Here is a 17,010-nt window from a genome sequence, read left to right as displayed (position 1 = left end):
GCCCCAACGTTTTATCGTCGTAGGTTTTCGAAGACCGCGGCGATGCCCTGGCCGCCGCCGATGCACATGGATTCGATTCCGTAGCGGCCCTGGCGACGGTCGAGTTCACGCAGCAGGTTCGCGAGGATTCGTCCGCCGGTAGCGCCGACGGGGTGGCCCAGTGAGATGCCGGAACCGTTGACGTTGAACCGTTCGAGGAGATCCGTCTCGCTCAGACCCCAGGCGCGGGCGCACGCGAGGACCTGAGCGGCGAATGCCTCGTTGACTTCGATCAAATCGATGTCGGAGAGTTGCAGATCGACCCGTGAGAGCGCTTTTGCCACCGCAGAAACGGGGCCGATGCCCATGCGGTTCGGTTCGACGCCGGTGACGCCCCAGCTGACCAGTTTCGCGAAGGGGCGCAATCCGAGTCGTTCGGCATTGGCGGGCGTGGTGACGATGGCCGCCGCGCCGCCGTCGTTCTGCCCGCAGGCATTTCCGGCGGTAACGGTCGCGTCCGGGTCGACGCGGCTACGCAGCGGGCGCAGTGCGGCGAGGTTGGACAGTTGCACATCTCGACGCGGATGCTCGTCCTGGGTAACAACTTTCGCGTCGCCGCGGCGGGATGGGACGGTGACAGGAATGATCTCCTCGTCGAAGTATCCCTTGTCCTGTGCGTTCACGGCACGCTCGTGCGAGCGAAGCGCGTAGCGGTCTTGTTCGTCGCGTGAGATCGCATATTCGCGTCGCAGGTTTTCGGCTGTTTCGATCATGCCGCCTTCGACCGGGAAATTGACGCCTCCCGAGTTGGTGCGGGGCTTGGCCAGGCGGTCGTGGAACTCGACGGAGGGTTTCTTCGTACCCCAACGAATGTCGTTGGAATAGAATTCGACGCCGCTCATGCTTTCAGCGCCGCCGGCAATCACCAGATCACTCATGCCGGTCTGAACCTGCATGGCCGCGTAGATGATTGCCTGCAAACCTGACCCGCAACGGCGGTCGAGTTGGATGCCGGGAACCGAGATATCCAGTCCGGCGTCGAGTGCTGCGATGCGCCCGATGGCAGCGGCCTCGCCGTTTGCGTAACCCTGACCGAAGACGACGTCGTCGATATCGGCGGACTGGAGTCCGGTCCGCTCGATCAGTCCTCGCATCACGGTGGCCGCAAGCGTGGTTACCGGAACGTCTTTGAAGACCCCGCCGAATCCGCCTACTGGCGTACGAACGGGTTCACAGATGACTGCGTCATACATGGAATGCGCCTGTCGGGAGAGTGTGGACGAGGAAGGTGCGTTTAGAGAAATACGAACGCGTGCCCTCGAATATTCAGCATGCGCGCCGTGGTTGTCAACAGCGGTAGAAGTGCTGCTCGGACATAGTTTTTCCCTAACCATTCGTATGGTTGTCGAACTTTGACACCCCTGCGTTTCGGGGATTGAATGGTCGGAGGATCTCCCTCGAAGAACAGGTGGAACAGTGACGCGTTTGGCGCAGACTGCGGGATTGACCGAGACGCAGAACGACATCATCGGTGCCGTGCGGGGATTCGTCGATCGTGTGGTGATTCCCGCCGCGCAAGAACTCGAGCACACCGACACGTATCCCACGGACATCGTCAAGCAGATGAAAGACATGGGTCTGTTCGGTCTGACGATCGACGAGGAGTTCGGTGGCATCGGAGAATCCCTCCTGACGTACGCACTGTGCGTCGAGGAATTGGCTCGCGGCTGGATGAGCGTGTCCGGTGTCATCAACACCCATTTCATAGTGGCACACATGATTTCGGCACACGGGACACCGGAGCAGAAGGCGAACTACCTGCCGCGGCTGGCTACCGGGGAGCTCACCGGTGCTTTCTCGATGTCGGAGCCGGCACTGGGTTCCGACGTTGCTGCCATCTCGACCAAGGCGAAACGCACCGAATCCGGCGACTACGTGGTGAACGGGCAGAAGATGTGGCTGACGAACGGTGGTTCGTCAACTCTGGTGGCTGTGCTCGTGAAGACGGACGAAGGCGCGGAGAAGGCGCACAACAATCTGACGACGTTGCTGATCGAGAAGCCTGCCGGATTCGGTGAAGTTCTTCCCGGCCTGACCATCCCCGGCAAGATCGAGAAGATGGGCTACAAGGGAATCGACACGACGGAGATGGTCTTCGACGGTTTCGAGATCAGCGCGGACGCGGTTCTCGGTGGCAAGCCCGGCGTCGGGTTCCGGCACATGATGGATGGTGTCGAGGTCGGCCGGGTGAATGTGGCGGCGCGTGCATGCGGTATCGCGCAGCGTGCTTTCGAACTTGCGGTGACGTATGCAAAGCAGCGTGAGACATTCGGTAAGCCGATTGCCGAGCATCAGGCCATCGCGTTCCGTATCGCGGAGATGGGTACCAAAGTCGAAGCGGCCCACCTGATGATGGTGAATGCGGCTCGGCTCAAGGACTCGGGCGAACGAAACGACGTTGCTGCCGGTATGGCGAAGTACCTGGCCAGTGAGTTCTGTGCCGAAGTCACCCAGGACAGTTTCCGTATTCACGGCGGTTACGGGTACTCCAAGGAGTACGAGATCGAGCGCTTGATGCGTGAGGCGCCCTTCCTGCTGATCGGTGAGGGCACCAGCGATATCCAGAAGCAGATCATCAGCAAGGGACTGTTGCGCTCGTATAACTGAACCGCGTTTTGGTGTCCGTCGTAAAGTCGACGGGTGGACCTACGTCAGATCGAGTATTTTCTCGCCGTTGCAGGCGGGGAGTCCTTTGCGAGCGGAGCGCAGCCCATGTCGTTGGCGAGCGCAGCGCAGCCCATGTCGTTGGCGACGGCGGCGCAGTCCATGTCGGTGACCAAGCCGTCGTTGTCGCAAGGTATTCGCGGTCTCGAACGTGAACTGGGCGTCGAACTCTTCCACCGCGTCGGTCGGGGTCTGGTCTTGACGTCGGCCGGACGCGCACTGATCGGGCCCGCTCGGCAAATGATGCGAAGTAGCGCAGCTGCGTCCACTGCTGCGATCGGGGTGGATATCGAACCAAAGGGCCGCCTGGACATCTGCTCTGCCGCTCAGGGACTGGAGGGGCCGGTGGCGCGGATCGTGGCCGATTTCCGTCGACGCTGCCCGGGAATCACGGTGCGTGTCAGCGAGCTCCCACGCGGCGATACCGCCGAACAGGTATTGGCTGACGGGGTGTGCGAGCTGGTTTTCAGTTATTGGCCACCGGAGATGTCTGAACTGTCGACACACATCATCGGAGTGAACGACTACTGGCTTGCTCTTCCCCCGCAGGCGCCGCTCTCGGTCTGGCCACGTGGAATTAAACCTGCTGTGGGAGAGCCTGTCTCGTTGACCGCGCTTCCTGATCTTCCCGTAGTCGGAGTGCTGAAGCATTCACAGGCCCGGATCGTCATCGAGTCTTCTTTGCATGCTGCCGGTGCCAGAACACGGATGTCGACAGAACTTGCGCAGCGGGAGACCGTCGGGGAGTTCGTCCTCGCCGGTTTGGGGATGGCGTTCATGGAACGTTCTCTTGCCGAACGTGCAGCCGCGTCGGGGGCCGAAATTTTCCCGTTGAGCCCTGCGATCTCGCTGACCTACGGTATCGAGTTCGATCCGGAGAGATTGTCGCCGTTGGGAAAGCTGTTTGTCGAAGGACTCTGAGCAGCGGGGAGATTCGAAACCAGCGCCGCCGCAGCCGGTGACAACGATCCGTCACGAAAGACGATGCGTGTCCGTCGGATGACTGGTGGGTCCAGCGATCGAACGCTCGCCGCGGGGGAGTCCTGCTCGGCGATGGAGCGGGGTAGTAGTGCGGCGCCGACGCCGTGGCCGACCATCTCACGAACGGCCAGGCGATCGGGGACCTCGGCGACGACGTTGACGAGGCCCCCGTCGCCTCCGATCGGGTAGCTGCGACGGCTTGTCGGTGTTTCGACGATCATGGGCAGGGCCCCGATCGACGCGCGGGGCACCGGATCGGGAAGGTCGACCGCAAGTGCCGGTGGGATCGACAGAACCATCTCCTGAGCACTGGCCTCGATCTCGAGAAGGCCGTCCGACGGTCCGTCCGCGAGATCGCGTTCGAGAAAACCGAGTTCGCACCTGCCCGACCGGACCAAGGCGAGCACCTCGTGGGCGCTGGGCGCCGCGGTTGTGGAGAAGGTGATACCCGGAGCGGTGCGGTGAAGCTGACCAGCCAGATCGGCGACCCAGTCGAGCGCAAGGTCGGATTGAACAGCGATGGTGAGTTCACCCGATCGCAGTGCGATCACCGCAGCGACTGCGGTCTCGGCCTTGGCGACGTCGCGCAGTAGTGTCCGAGCAGCGTCGGCGACGGCTGCTCCGGCCGCGGTGGGGATCAAGCCGCGTGCGGTGCGCTCGAACAGTGTGGAACCGAGAGTCCGTTCGAGATTGCGCACCGCCTGTGACAGCGACGGCTGGGAGATGTGCAGTGCGTTTGCGGCGGCGGTGACACCGCCGTGATCGACAACGGCAACGAGGTACTGCGCGCTGCGAATGTCCATCCCGGGTGCCTGCATCTGACGAATTCTCCCAGATGATGCCGTCTCGACTGTGATGACATCCTTCGACCTGCCGATATAGGTCTGAGCTATGGCTCGGTGCGCCTACTCGTCTTTGTGGCGCGGGCCATAGCGATGGTCGACTGTTCCAGTACCGCCGAATCTCAGGAGCGTGATGTGAGCGAGCTTCACCTGCCCAACCGGATACGTCACTCGGCGTTGGCGCGACCATCGGATCCCGCGATCACGTGCGGCGACCGGACATTGACGTGTGCCGATCTCGATGCCGAGACCAATGCGTTGGGGAGTGCACTTGTGGGGGTTTCCACGGGCGGTGCTCGTGTCGGAGCATTACTGCGAATGGGCCTCGAAGGCGCGGAAACTTTCATCGCGTGTGCAAAGGCGGGCGCGGTCTTCATTCCGTTGAACTGGCGGCTCAGTCCGCGGGAGCTCGTGGACGTCGCCGAGGACGCAGAACTCGACGTCTTGATCGTCGACGACGAGTTCGCAGTAGGGGCCGCCGCGATCTCCGCAGTGTTGCCGGAGGTGACGGTTGTTACTGTGGGAGATGAAGGGGGCGTGACAGATTCGCGAACCTGGGCAGAGTTCGTGGCGTCCGGGACGGGCATCGACCCCGGACTGGGGCACGATCCGGACACCGCGGTTCTGCAGCTGTACACGTCCGGGACCACCGGCCGCCCCAAAGGCGTCGTGGCCACACACCGGAATTTGTACAACGAACCCGTGGGGTTCGAGGTGTACGAATTCGGTTCGAATGCAATGGCTCTGGACGCACTTCCCATCTTTCACATCGCTGGTGCCGGCTGGATGAGTACGTGTCTGTCGGCCGGGGTGCCGATGGTTCTGCTCGGCGACATGGCGCCGGCCCGGGTGGCTGAAGCCATTGCAACACACCATGTCACCCACGCATTTCTGGTACCGGCGGTAATTCAGACACTGGTCGATCTGCCCACTCTCGAGGGTTTCGATCTGTCCAGCTTGGAGGTGGTTGCGTATGGGGCGTCGCCGATCACGCCGGCGCTCCTCGCTCACGCTATGAATGTCCTGAACTGCAAGTTCGTTCAGCGCTACGGGATGACCGAAACAACGGGGTCTGTGTCCGTACTTCGTGCCTACGACCATCACGTCAGTGGGCCGCGCTCCGGGTTACTGCGGTCCGCGGGAAAGCCGATGATCGGCGTGGAGATCTCCATTCGCGACGTCATGACGGGCGAGGAGTTGCCGCCCAACGAATCCGGAGAAATTGTCGCGCGCAGCAGAAACAACACGCGCGGATACTGGCGACGTGAACGCGAAAGCGCCGAATTGTTCACGCACGACGGCTTTCTTCGAACGGGCGACGCCGGGCACCTGGACGACGAGGGCTACCTGTTTGTCACCGACCGTCTCAAGGACATGATCATCACCGGCGGCGAGAACGTCTATCCGATCGAGGTGGAATCGATTCTGGCCGAGCATCCTTCGGTTGCCGAAGTAGCAGTTGTCGGGGTTCCCGACAAGCGCTGGGGTGAATCCGTCACCGCGGTGATCAAACTGGTCGACGGTGCAGACGTGCCAAGCGTCGACGAGCTGATCGCCTTCAGCGCAGCGAGGTTGGCGTCGTACAAGAAGCCCAGACAGATCCATTTCGTGGACTCCCTACCTCGCAATGCGAGCGGGAAACTGCTCAAGTCGAGCCTGCGAACCACGCTGAGTGCGAGCGGAGAAGCATTGTGATCGTGACCGAAGACGTCGGCGTCGCACAACGCGAGGCCTGGGCGAAGAACATTCTTCCGCCGGTGGAACAGGTACGGGACGGTTTGTGGTCGATTCCGGTTCCTATGCCGGACAACCCTTTGCGTTACGTGCTCGTCTACGCGCTCGCGCTCGACCACGGACTTGCACTCATCGACGTCGGTTGGGATCACGAACAGTCGTGGCAGGCTCTCGTGGACGGCATAGCGTCGACCGGTTACCACGTTTCCGAAGTGCGGTATGCGGCAATCACACACCTGCATCCCGATCACTTCGGTCTGGCGCCGCGTCTTCGGCAAGTCAGCGGCGCAACACTGGCAATGCATGTGGCTGATGCGACGCTACTCGGATACCACGGTCCCGAACAGGCACGCGAGGACATCACCGGCTGGAATGTGCAACTGTCCGAACTCGGAGCGCCGACTGCAGTACTCGACGCGTCTCGGGTCGATCTGGTGCGGTTCGGCGAGCATGAATCAATCGACGTTGTTCTGGGCGACGGAGATCCACTCGATCTGCCGGGATGGAATCTCCGCGCGCAATGGACGCCGGGGCACACACCCGGACACCTCTGCTTCGTGGAAGAGGACAGGGGCTTGTTGTTCAGCGGTGATCACATGCTGCCGCGGATCAGTCCGAACATCTCCACGGTTCCCGGTGAACTCGAGAATCCGCTGCATCGCTACCTGCTCTCACTCGAGGCAACAACAGCCTTGGGTGAATGCGAGGTGCTGCCCGCACACGAGTATCGATTCCGCGGGATCGCCGATCGCGCACGTCAGTTGATGGGACATCACGAGGCGAGGCTGTCGGAAATCGTTGCGGCCGTTGCGGCCGATCCCGAATCGACGGCCTGGGAACTGTCGCGCACGATCTCCTGGTCTCGCCCGTTCGATCAGATGTCGCCGCGACTACTTCGCCTGGCAGTCCGCGAAACCCACGCTCATCTGGTGGTGTTGGCCAAGCGCGAGATGGTGACCGCGTCCGGCCGTTCGCCCGTGCGATGGAGTCTTCGATCGCTGTGACCATTCAAAAATTCTCATCACGGAAGTAGGAACCGAACATGAGCGTTGTGCTCACCGACTTCGCCGACGGCATCGCCGTCATCACACTCAATCGACCCGAGGCCAAGAATGCGGTCAACCTCGAACTTGCACAAGCCTTGGCTGCGGCGATCGACGAGTTCGAGGCGAGGTCAGATCTTACTATCGGCATTCTGACCGGATCTGGTGGAACCTTCTGCGCCGGTATGGATCTCAAGGGATTCGCGCGCGGAGAACGGCCGTCACTCCCCGGTCGTGGATTTGCCGGATTGACCGAGGCGCCGCCGTCGAAGCCGCTGATCGCAGCGGTCGAGGGTTGGGCGCTGGCAGGCGGCTGTGAACTGGCCTTGGCGGCCGACCTGATCGTGGCGTCTACCGATGCGAAATTCGGCTTGCCCGAAGTGAAGCGGGGGCTTGCCGCTGCCGCCGGCGGTCTTCTGCGTCTGCCCAAGATCCTGCCGTATCAGCTGGCCATGGAGATCGCAATCACCGGTGACCCGCTCAGCGCCACGTTGGCGCATCATCACGGGCTGGTCAATCGGCTCGCCGAACCTGGACAAGCACTGGCGGTCGCACGTGAACTTGCGGCGCGGGTGGCGGCAAACGGTCCATTGGCAGTTCGAGCAACCAAGCAGGTCCTCGCGATGTCCGCGAAGTACACCGACCCGGATGCTTTTGTCGCGCAGCGCGAATTCATCGATCCGGTCTTTGCTTCCCGTGATGCCAAGGAAGGCGCCACGGCATTTGCCGAGAAGCGTTCTCCCGTGTGGAGTGGCTCGTGAGTGCCGAAACCATCGAGCGTGCGGCCGTCAGTGTCGAGCGCATCGGCGCTGTTGCCACGATCGTGCTCGACCGACCACACCGTCGCAACGCCCTGGACCTCGAGGCCTGGATCGCTCTGCGCGAGGCACTGCACGAACTTCAGGAGGACGCGCAGATTCGCTCCGTGATCCTGACCGGCGCGGGCGGCACCTTCTGTGCGGGCTCCGATCTCGACAAGCGAGGCTCGTCGCACCCGCTCGATCGCATGCGAGTCATCAATGCAACCGCGATCGCACTGGGTGAGTTTTCCAAGCCCCTGGTGGCGAAGGTCGAAGGGTTTGCGGTCGGAGCCGGATGGAACATGGCATTGCTCTGCGACTTCGTGGTGGCGGCACAGGGTACGAAGTTCAGTCAGATCTTTGCCAAACGGGGGTTGTCCGTCGACTTCGGCGGGTCGTGGATCCTGCCGAGACTGGTCGGCGTCCAGCAAGCCAAACGTTTGGTGATGCTCGCCGAGACGATCGACGCACGGGAAGCCTACGAACTCGGATTGGTGACCTATCTGGTCGAACCGGCCGAACTCGACGAACGCACGGCCGAACTTGCGCAGCGGTTGGCTGACGGTCCGCCTGCCGCATTGAGTCAGTCTGCTGCCATGCTCGAGCAGCACACCTCGCTGACCTTACGAGAGGCGTTGGACAACGAGGCGAGGGCACAGGCCGTCAATTTCGCGACGGACGCTACCGACGCAGTTCGAGCCTTCGTGGAAAAGCGCGAACCGGTCTTCACCGGAGAGTGGGCGGTATCAGGGGCACCTAGAGTGGAATGAGGGATGCATCGCTGGTCGTATGATGGGTGAGTGGATCTGCACTTTGTTACCTACTTCGTCGCTGTTGTCGACCACGGTGGGATAACGAAGGCGGCTCAGTCTCTCTACATTTCGCAACCTTCGCTTTCTCAGGCGATTCGTACGCTTGAACGCCGATTGGGTGCCACTTTGTTCGACCGGACGGGAAGACGTCTGGTCCTCACCGATGCTGGCCGCACATTCGATCTCGCGGCCAGGCGAATCCTTGCCGACGTCGAGCGCGCGAAGGCCAAGGTGACCGCCGTCCGTGAACTCGAGTTCGGTCGTGTCGACGTCGTGTCGTACTCGGCATTCTCGATCGATCCGATGGTCGAGTTGGTTCGGCGATTCCGGGTCAACTTTCCGAAGATTGTCGTGCGGGTTCTCGATACCTTCGGGCCGGCCGGAGTGGATACTGCCCTGAGGCGTGGATCCGCCGAGGTCGGAGTCACCGATCTGAGTATCGGATACGAAGGTCTGGTCACCGCACCGATAACGACCCAGGAGATGGTGCTCGCCACACATGTGTCGTTGTCCGACAGGCTTGTGAAACCGTTGGTCGATCCGGTTCGGCGCGACGTCCTCCATGCTCTGCCACTGGTGGTAGATCTCGGAGATCAATCGAACCAATTCCGTTCTCTGCTCAGTGCCGGTGCAGAGAACGTCGTGGTGGATTGTGTGCACCCCGTGACCACCTGGGAACTCGTACGTCGGGGCATCGGAGCCACGGTTGTGCCGAGAAAGGTTGCGCAGCAACAGATGAACGATGTGCTCGCGTTCTCGTTCGATCCGCCGCTGGCCCGAGACGTCGGTCTTGTCTATCGCGCCGGTGAGCAGTCACCCGCGGCCGCCGCTTTCATCGCAACAGCAGCCGAAATGGCCACCGCTTCTGCAGGATCCACGGCGAAGGAGTGAACTGTGGAATTTCGGCAGATGGAGTACTTTCTCGCGGTTGTCGAGAACAAGGGAATCAGTGGTGCGGCTGCCGCGCTGGGCGTCGCTCAGCCGACAGTGTCTCAGGCACTGCGCGGGCTGGAACGCGAACTGGGAGTAAGGCTCTTCCATCGGATCGGGCGGGGGATGGTGCTCAGTGCGGCCGGACGCAGTCTGGTCGGGCCGAGCCGTCAGGTGCTCCGCGATGTTGCTGCCGCCGAGGGGCAGTTGACTGCTGCTGACGGCGCCGTCGTCGGTCGACTCGACATCATGGCGTTTCCCGCTCTCACGTCCGGGACCATCGTCGATCTGATCGCCGAGTTCTGCATTCGGTATCCCCGGGCGCGAGTGAGGTTTTCGGAGTTGGAGCGTGAAGACAATCTCGATTCTCTGATCCGTGACGGCCATTGCGAATTCGCGGTTGCCCATTTGCCCCTCGAAGCAGCGAAGGGATTCGAGATCATCGAGCTGGGGGAACAGGACTATCGACTGGTCTATCCTGTCGGAACCGAACTTCCGGAGGGGCCGGTGCGCCTTGCCGAGATGCCCGACATTCCCATGGTTTTTGTTCCTCGCGGAGCAGCGATGGGCGACGCTATCGAAGACTCGATTCGCAAGGCTGGGACGAGAACCGAGCTCGCCGTCGTCACTGAGCAGCGGGAATCGAGGCTGCCCATGGTCATTGCCGGGCTCGGCGGGTCGTTGGTCGAGCGTGCCGTGGCGAAGTCGATGCCGGGACAGGTTGTGGAGCGGGCCTGTGAGCCGAGATTCCTGCGGACGTACGGGCTTGTCTTCGACCCGTCCATCCTCTCGCCGGTGGGGCAGGCATTCGTGGACTTGGTGCACGAATGCCTGCCGGGCTAGAGACGGCAGATGCGTTCGCGCGCAGCATCGAACTCGGCGGCGAGACGCTCGACCACTGCGTGTGTCGGAAGGACAGCGTCGATCGGTCCGATTCCCTGACCGGCGCCCCAAATGTCGCGCCACGCCTTGGCATCGGTGTCGGTCGTCGCGAAACTCATTGCGGAAGGATCGGATTCGGCTAGGTTGTCCGGGTCCAATCCCGCGGCCTCGATGCTGCCGCGCAGGTAGTTTCCGTGTACTCCGGTGAACAGGTTGGAGTAGACGATGTCGGAAGCCCCGGAACCCGCGATCATCTCCTTGTACGCGGGATCGGCGTTAGCCTCTTCGGTTGCGATGAATGCCGAGCCGACGTAGGCCAAGTCGGCTCCCGCAGCGAGTGCAGCGAGAATCGAATCTCCGTGAGCGATGGCGCCAGACAACAGAACTGGACCGGCGAACCACTCCCGGATCTCGCGAATCAGAGCGAACGGTGATTGCGTACCGGCATGACCACCGGCACCGGCAGCTACCGCAATCAGTCCGTCGGCACCCTTCTCGACGGCCTTGCGCGCAAAGCGGTTGTCGATGACGTCGTGAAGGACGATTCCGCCGTACGCATGAACGGCATCGTTGATGTCGGTGCGAGCACCGAGCGAGGTGATGACGATGGGAACCTCGAACTCGGCGATGGTTGCCAGGTCCTCTTCCAGTCGGTTGTTGGACCGGTGGACGATGAGGTTGACGGCGAACGGCGCCGACGGGGTTTCCGGGTGCTCACGGTCGTGTTCCTCACGCGCCACCGTGATCAGTTTGAGCCAATCCCGAAGCGCTGATTGTGGGCGAGCATTCAGTGCCGGGAACGACCCGATGATCCCAGCGGTGCACTGTGCGATGACGAGGTCAGGAGTCGAGATGATGAACATCGGTGAGGCGAGAACCGGTACCCGCAACCGAGAGGTCAGATCGGCGAAGGTTGTCATCTAAGAACCACCTGTCTTGTCGACGGATTCGAGAAGCCTCGAGCGAAGGTCGGTCTTGAGGACCTTGCCCGCGGCGGAGGTGGGGAGTAGTTCGACCTCGACAACTTCGCGAATCTTCTTGTACGGCAGCACCTGTTCGGCGACAAACGACTTGATCTGCTCGGCGTCGAATTCAGCTCCGGGAATCATCACGACAAAAGCAACCGGCTCTTGACCGTTGCTTCCCACCTCGCGGCCGACGACCGCGGCCGTCGAGATTGCGGGGTGCGAGATCAGGATTTCCTCGAGTTCACGGGGATAGACGTTGTACCCCTTGTAGATGAGCATGTCTTTGGCGCGGTCGCAGATGAAGAGGTATCCGTCCGAATCCTCGTATGCGATGTCTCCGGTGTCCAGCCACCCGTCGACAAATTGCTGTGCGGTGGTTTCCGGGTGGCCGAGATAGCCGTCGGTGACCTGAGGTCCGCGTACCCACAGTTCGCCGCGTTCGTTCTCGGCGAGCACTGTGTGCCTGTCGATCTGGTCGCGAATCTGGATCTCGGTGTCGAAGATCGGGAACCCGACGCTGCCCTGACGGTATTCCGAACCGTTGATCAGCGGAGCTGCCGTGACAACACACGTCGCCTCGGTCAGCCCGTAACCCTCGACGACAAGAGCTTTGGGAAATGCGCGGCGGAGAGCTGCTAGCGTGACGCTGTCGATCGGGGCGGCGCCCGAGGACACGACGCAGACGCTGTCGGTGTTGCGCACGTTCGCGTCGGGGTGGACCGACAGTGCGTGCCACATGGCTGGTGAGCCGGTGAGATAGGTGGCCCCGTGCTTTTCGATCAATTCGAGCATTCGACCGGGTTCGAACCGGCCGGCAAAAACTTGAGTGAGGCCGGAAATCAACAGGAACGACGTGTTGAGCAACGAATGTGCGTGGAAGAGAGGCGAGACCACGATAGTCGCCCCCGTTCCCGGCGTCGGCCCGAGCACGTCGAGGCCGTCGATGGGCCGCGGCGTGACGAGTCCGTCGGCACCTACGTCCAACTCGTGACCGGTTCGCCAGCCACACATCTGGGTGACGTTGCCGACGACGTTGCGGTGAAGAACGCGAACGCCTTTGGAAACTCCGGTGGTGCCGCCGGTGAACGCAATGTGCGCGACGTCGTCACCTCGGACGGAGGCAGGGGTGAATTCGGTGGGTAGGCCCGCGATGAAGGAGCCGAACGCGACGACGGCCTCTGGTGCGTCAACGGCGACGTCGGGGTCCTGAACCATAACGATCGTGCGGACGGAGGTTCCCGACGCTGCCCCGAGGAGTGTGTGCAGCTGTGCGCTTTGAGTGACAGCAGCGACGGCCGACGTCTCCTCGATCTGCTTGCGCAATCCCGGTTCCGGCTGCAAGGGGTTGACCAACGTGACCGTTGCCCCGGCCTGCAAGCAGCCGTAGTAAGCCTGCAGGAACTCGACGCAGTTTCCGAGGTGCAGCAACACGACATCACCGACACCGACACCGGACTGTCGCAGCGCGCCGGCGAATTGTGCACTGCGCTCACCGAGTTCGCGGAACGTACATGTACGCTCACCGTCCACGACGGCGAGGCGGTCACCGTAGAGAGCCGCCATGCTGGGCGCCCAGTACGCCATGGTGGTGTCTGGATACTGCATATTGTGGCGCAGTTGTGGATTGGCAGTCATGCCCCCGCCCGTCACCTGGGCGCCATCCGGATAGCGCCGTCGAGTCTGATGGTTTCGCCGTTGAGGTAGCCGTTTTCGAGGATCGATACCGCCAGCTGGCCGAACTCGTCGGGGCGGCCCAACCGCGACGGATTGGGAACCGAGGCTTCGAGGCCTGCCCGCACGTCTTCGCGCAGACGTGCCAGCAATGGTGTGTCCATGATGCCTGGCGCGATGGTGTTGACGCGGATACCTCGGCTGGCGAGATCGCGGGCAGCGGTGACGGTCATACCGACGATCCCGGCTTTGGATGCCGTGTAGTTGATCTGGCCGATCTGACCTTCGAAGGCTGCGACCGACGCCGTCATGACGATGGCGCCGCGCTCACCGTCCACGACATCGAGTTCTGCCATCCGCTCGGCGCCGAGACGCAGTGCGTTGAACGAACCGACGAGATTGAGTTTGACGACGAACTCGAAATCCTCGACCGATCCCGCTTTACCGTCCTTGTCGAGAATGCGCATCCGACGTCCGGCGCCGGCGCAGTGGACAACTGCGCGTAGGCCACCACGCTCGTGCGCCGCGTCGAGTGCTTCCGCGAATTGTTCGCTGTCGGTGATGTCGGCCTCGACGAACTGTGCCGCAGCCCCGAGATCGGCTGCTATCTGCTTACCTTCGGAGGATGGCAGATCGATCAGGGTGACGTGTGCTCCGGCGTCGAGCAGTCGTCGAGCGGTTGCCAGGCCCAAACCTGAAGCGCCGCCGGTGATCGCGGTGGAAAGTCCCTCGAGTTTCATGAATTAAGTTCTTCTTTCCTGCTGGATGACGAGTAGACCGGACAATGACGTCGGGTCAGATCAATTCGAGAATTGTCGCGTTGGCCATGCCGCCGGCTTCGCACATCGACTGCAGTCCGTAACGGATTCCGTTATCGCGCATGTGATGCGCGAGCCGAGTCATCAGAATGGCGCCGGATCCTCCGAGCGGGTGGCCTACCGCGATCGCGCCGCCGAGCGGATTCAGACGATCGATGGCGGCGCCGGTTTCCGCCAACCAGGCCAGTGGGACGGGCGCGAATGCCTCGTTGATCTCGAAGGCGCCGATGTCGTCGATGGACAACCCTGATCGCTCCAATGCCTTTGCCGTGGCGGCAATCGGACCGGTGAGCATGATGACAGGATCATCGGCCGCGACAACTGCGGTGTGAATACGGACGAGGGGCTTCCAGCCACGTGCTCGGGCGTACTCACTGGTCGTGACGAGTGTGGCGCCCGCTCCGTCGGAAATCTGAGAAGAGTTGCCGGCATGGATCACTCCGTCTGCGTCGAATGCTGCCGGCAGTTTCGCGAGCGACTCCAGGCTTCCTCCTCGCCGAATTCCTTCGTCCTGAGATAAGTCGGCGATCGGAGCAATCTGTCCGGTAAATGCACCCGCATCGGTGGCGCGCGCCGCGAGTTCGTGTGAGCGGAGGGAGTATTCGTCAAGAGCCGTCCGTGTGAGTGTCCATTTGCGAGCCATCATCTCGGCGCCGGTTCCCTGACTGAATCCGTCGACGCCGAATCGTTCGAGTACCGAAGCGGGGAAATGCTCACCGTTTTTGCTGGCGGTTCCCATCGGCACTCGTGACATCGATTCGACGCCGCCCGCTACGACCACGTCGTTCTGGCCGGAGATGACGGTGGCCGCGGCGAAGGAGACTGCCTGTTGGCTCGATCCGCAGGCGCGGGTCAGCGTGACACCGGGAACGCTGTCGGGCCAACCGGCGGCGAGTGCCGCTGTGCGGGCGATGCTTCCGGCCTGTTCGCCGACCTGACTGACGCATCCCCAGATCACGTCGTCGACCGTTGCCGCGTCGAGTCCGGTCCGTTCGGCGAGTGCACGCAGCACGTGTGCAGACAGATCCGCCGGATGGATCTCCGAGAGGGCGCGGCCGCGTCGGCCGATCGGTGTACGTACTGCGTCGACGATGACGGCATCTCGCATGTGTCTCTCCTGCTGTTCGTGCCCGGTGTTGCGACTGTGCGGTCGGGTCGTGCTTCGAGTCGATCACGAGCAAGGGCGACCCGGCAATGTCTTTCGGTGAATGGCTTTGTTAGCGAATGGCTATGAGTGGAGTTCTCAGCCGCGGATGAGCTTTCGGTCGCGGTCGGGATTGGCGAAGACGAGTACCAGAACCGCTGCAATGACGCCGATGATGCCGATTGCCTGGAAGGACTGGGCATAACCGTCGGCAGCCGTTGCGGCGTTATCCACGATGACTCCCGTTGCGTAAGGCGCAATCAGGCCACCGATCGACATGATGGCGAGGAAGAATCCCATGGTTCCGGCAGTCTGCTGCGGCGGGCACAGTTCGGAGATCGCGGCGTTGATGAGTGGGAAAGTGATTGCCGAGAATCCGTAGCCGATCGACACCATGGCGACCGCGAGGGCGGGAGCGGAGATCTGGGGGAGGAACAGGAGAATCGATCCGCAGATCAGAACGCCGACACAGGGAACGATGATGCGAACTGTGCGAGACGTGAAACCGCGGCCGATCAACTTGTCGGTGACGGAACCGGAGGTGATCATGAGGATCAGGCCCACGATCGACGGCAGTGCAAACATCGAACCGGCTTGCATCGCACTGTAACCGAGGCCGACCTCGAAGTACGACGGCAGCCAGGTGAGGACGACGGTGGTCAGCGCGTAGATGGCGGCGATGAGGAAGCAGCAGCTGACAAACGTGCGGGAGAGCAGGATCTTGCGCCACGGAACGTTCGGTTCGGTGACGGCTTTTGCAGTCGTCTCGACTGATTCTTCGGTATCTGCTTGCTTGGTCGCCTTGACTGCCTTGCTCGTGTACGGTCCTTCGGACCAACCGGCCAGCCAGCAACCCATCCACACCAGACCGAGAACGGAGAGCGAGAGAACTGCTGCGCGCCAACCGTAATGAACGGCGATGAACGTCAGCACGGGAGCGAGGGCGATCTTTGCGACGGAAGCGGATCCGGCGAGCATCGCGCCGGGAAGGCCGCGCTTGGCCGGTGGGTGCCACGAATATGCGGCGGTGTGCATCAGAGCCGAACTGGGTCCTTCGGCCAGTCCGAGCAGCATCCTCGAGACGATCAGCATTGCGAGACTTGCGCCGAGAACGAGGGGGAGCATGACCACGGACCAGATCGCCGCCAAGATCAGCAGCGCCCAACGAAGGGTCAGGTACTTGTTCAGGGGTCCGGCCATGAAGCCACCGATGCAGAACATCAGGAAGAACAGTGAGCCGACCATGCCGATTTGCGATGACTTCAGTCCGAGCTCACGTGCAAGCGGCTGAGCGATGATTCCGAGGACTGCTTTGTCGGCGTAGTTGACGACGTAGAGGAAGACGACCAGTCCGGTCATCGTCCATGCACGCTTGCGGGTGCCGAAGACCGGGACGACAGACGATTCTGGTTGGACGTCGTTACGATGCTGCGCGATGTTGGTCACGGGCGTCCCTTCGAGGTTGGTAGGCGGTGGCGATCGTGATCGAAGCACGGCCTCGAAGCGATCGATTGTGTGCGTTGCCGGCAGTCCTATTCAACGTGTTCTGGATCACTTTCGGCAATGTCGCGTCGGTGATCGGAACGATAGCGGTTACCTATGTATCGCAGGTCAGGGGGTATTGGAATGCCCTATCGGACACATAGGTGATGGGTGTTGGATCGCACGCAGCAAATTGAGGC

15 protein-coding genes are annotated in these 17,010 nt (G+C 62.0%); 8 read left to right on the top strand and 7 right to left on the bottom strand.

Translation table 11 applies throughout. The annotated features are described in order from the left end of the window. Positions 1-11 precede the first annotated feature (11 nt). Positions 12-1,232, bottom strand: a complete 1,221-nt coding sequence (locus R4P64_RS00435; protein WP_317818854.1) for an acetyl-CoA C-acetyltransferase — start codon at positions 1,230-1,232, stop codon at positions 12-14. A 223-nt stretch (positions 1,233-1,455) separates the two neighbouring features. Between R4P64_RS00435 and R4P64_RS00430 the strand changes: the two genes are divergently transcribed. Next, positions 1,456-2,646, top strand: coding sequence for an acyl-CoA dehydrogenase family protein (locus tag R4P64_RS00430; protein ID WP_317818853.1), 1,191 nt, complete (start codon positions 1,456-1,458; stop codon positions 2,644-2,646). Between the two features lie 33 nt (positions 2,647-2,679). Beyond that, the gene (locus R4P64_RS00425) at positions 2,680-3,624 is read left to right on the top strand and encodes a LysR family transcriptional regulator (protein WP_317818852.1); all 945 of its coding nucleotides are present in this window, start codon (positions 2,680-2,682) and stop codon (positions 3,622-3,624) included. Here the strand turns inward: R4P64_RS00425 and R4P64_RS00420 are convergent. Continuing rightward, the gene (locus R4P64_RS00420; protein WP_317818851.1) at positions 3,558-4,502 is read right to left on the bottom strand and encodes a LysR family transcriptional regulator; all 945 of its coding nucleotides are present in this window, start codon (positions 4,500-4,502) and stop codon (positions 3,558-3,560) included. The two genes, R4P64_RS00425 and R4P64_RS00420, sit on opposite strands and share 67 nt — an antisense overlap. A 159-nt stretch (positions 4,503-4,661) precedes the next feature. Between R4P64_RS00420 and R4P64_RS00415 the strand changes: the two genes are divergently transcribed. The 6 genes from R4P64_RS00415 to R4P64_RS00390 are packed head-to-tail and all read left to right on the top strand — an operon-like array spanning position 4,662 to position 10,688. Continuing rightward, positions 4,662-6,221: an AMP-binding protein gene (locus tag R4P64_RS00415; protein ID WP_317818850.1), complete on the top strand. Its 1,560-nt coding sequence runs from the start codon at positions 4,662-4,664 to the stop codon at positions 6,219-6,221. After that, complete coding sequence (locus R4P64_RS00410; RefSeq protein WP_317818849.1) at positions 6,218-7,264, top strand: MBL fold metallo-hydrolase; 1,047 nt, start codon at positions 6,218-6,220, stop codon at positions 7,262-7,264. Before R4P64_RS00415 ends, R4P64_RS00410 begins: the two co-directional genes overlap by 4 nt. A 38-nt stretch (positions 7,265-7,302) precedes the next feature. Continuing rightward, positions 7,303-8,064: a crotonase/enoyl-CoA hydratase family protein gene (locus R4P64_RS00405; protein WP_033233296.1), complete on the top strand. Its 762-nt coding sequence runs from the start codon at positions 7,303-7,305 to the stop codon at positions 8,062-8,064. Beyond that, positions 8,061-8,873 (top strand): enoyl-CoA hydratase/isomerase family protein, encoded by an 813-nt coding sequence (locus R4P64_RS00400; RefSeq protein WP_141485169.1) that lies wholly within the window; start codon positions 8,061-8,063, stop codon positions 8,871-8,873. The genes R4P64_RS00405 and R4P64_RS00400 overlap by 4 nt, the downstream gene beginning before the upstream one ends. Before the next feature lie 30 nt (positions 8,874-8,903). Further along, the gene (locus tag R4P64_RS00395; RefSeq protein ID WP_317818848.1) at positions 8,904-9,806 is read left to right on the top strand and encodes a LysR family transcriptional regulator; all 903 of its coding nucleotides are present in this window, start codon (positions 8,904-8,906) and stop codon (positions 9,804-9,806) included. Positions 9,807-9,809: 3 nt separating this feature from the next. After that, positions 9,810-10,688: a LysR family transcriptional regulator gene (locus R4P64_RS00390; RefSeq protein ID WP_033233289.1), complete on the top strand. Its 879-nt coding sequence runs from the start codon at positions 9,810-9,812 to the stop codon at positions 10,686-10,688. Here the strand turns inward: R4P64_RS00390 and R4P64_RS00385 are convergent. The 5 genes from R4P64_RS00385 to R4P64_RS00365 all read right to left on the bottom strand — a co-directional run bounded on the left by R4P64_RS00385 (position 10,685) and on the right by R4P64_RS00365 (position 16,765). Then, positions 10,685-11,647, bottom strand: coding sequence for a nitronate monooxygenase family protein (locus tag R4P64_RS00385; RefSeq protein WP_317818847.1), 963 nt, complete (start codon positions 11,645-11,647; stop codon positions 10,685-10,687). The two genes, R4P64_RS00390 and R4P64_RS00385, sit on opposite strands and share 4 nt — an antisense overlap. Further along, on the bottom strand, positions 11,648-13,330 hold the full coding sequence (locus R4P64_RS00380; RefSeq protein WP_317818845.1) for a class I adenylate-forming enzyme family protein: 1,683 nt from the start codon (positions 13,328-13,330) through the stop codon (positions 11,648-11,650). It abuts the gene before it with no gap. 11 nt (positions 13,331-13,341) lie between these two features. Beyond that, positions 13,342-14,106 carry an SDR family NAD(P)-dependent oxidoreductase gene (locus tag R4P64_RS00375; RefSeq protein WP_045065012.1) on the bottom strand — a complete coding sequence of 255 codons (765 nt, stop codon included), beginning with the start codon at positions 14,104-14,106 and terminating at the stop codon, positions 13,342-13,344. Positions 14,107-14,161: 55 nt separating this feature from the next. Further along, a complete protein-coding gene (locus tag R4P64_RS00370; RefSeq protein WP_045065010.1) occupies positions 14,162-15,292 on the bottom strand; it encodes a thiolase family protein in 1,131 nt (376 codons plus the stop codon). A 135-nt stretch (positions 15,293-15,427) separates the two neighbouring features. Further along, positions 15,428-16,765 (bottom strand): MFS transporter, encoded by a 1,338-nt coding sequence (locus tag R4P64_RS00365; RefSeq protein ID WP_411742635.1) that lies wholly within the window; start codon positions 16,763-16,765, stop codon positions 15,428-15,430. Positions 16,766-17,010: the final 245 nt, after the last annotated feature.

Source organism: Rhodococcus sp. IEGM 1366, from assembly GCF_033142425.1.
Taxonomy (GTDB): Bacteria; Actinomycetota; Actinomycetes; order Mycobacteriales; family Mycobacteriaceae; genus Rhodococcus_F; species Rhodococcus_F globerula.
Note: the sequence above shows the minus strand (reverse complement) of the source record. Positions and strands in the feature narration are given on the sequence as shown.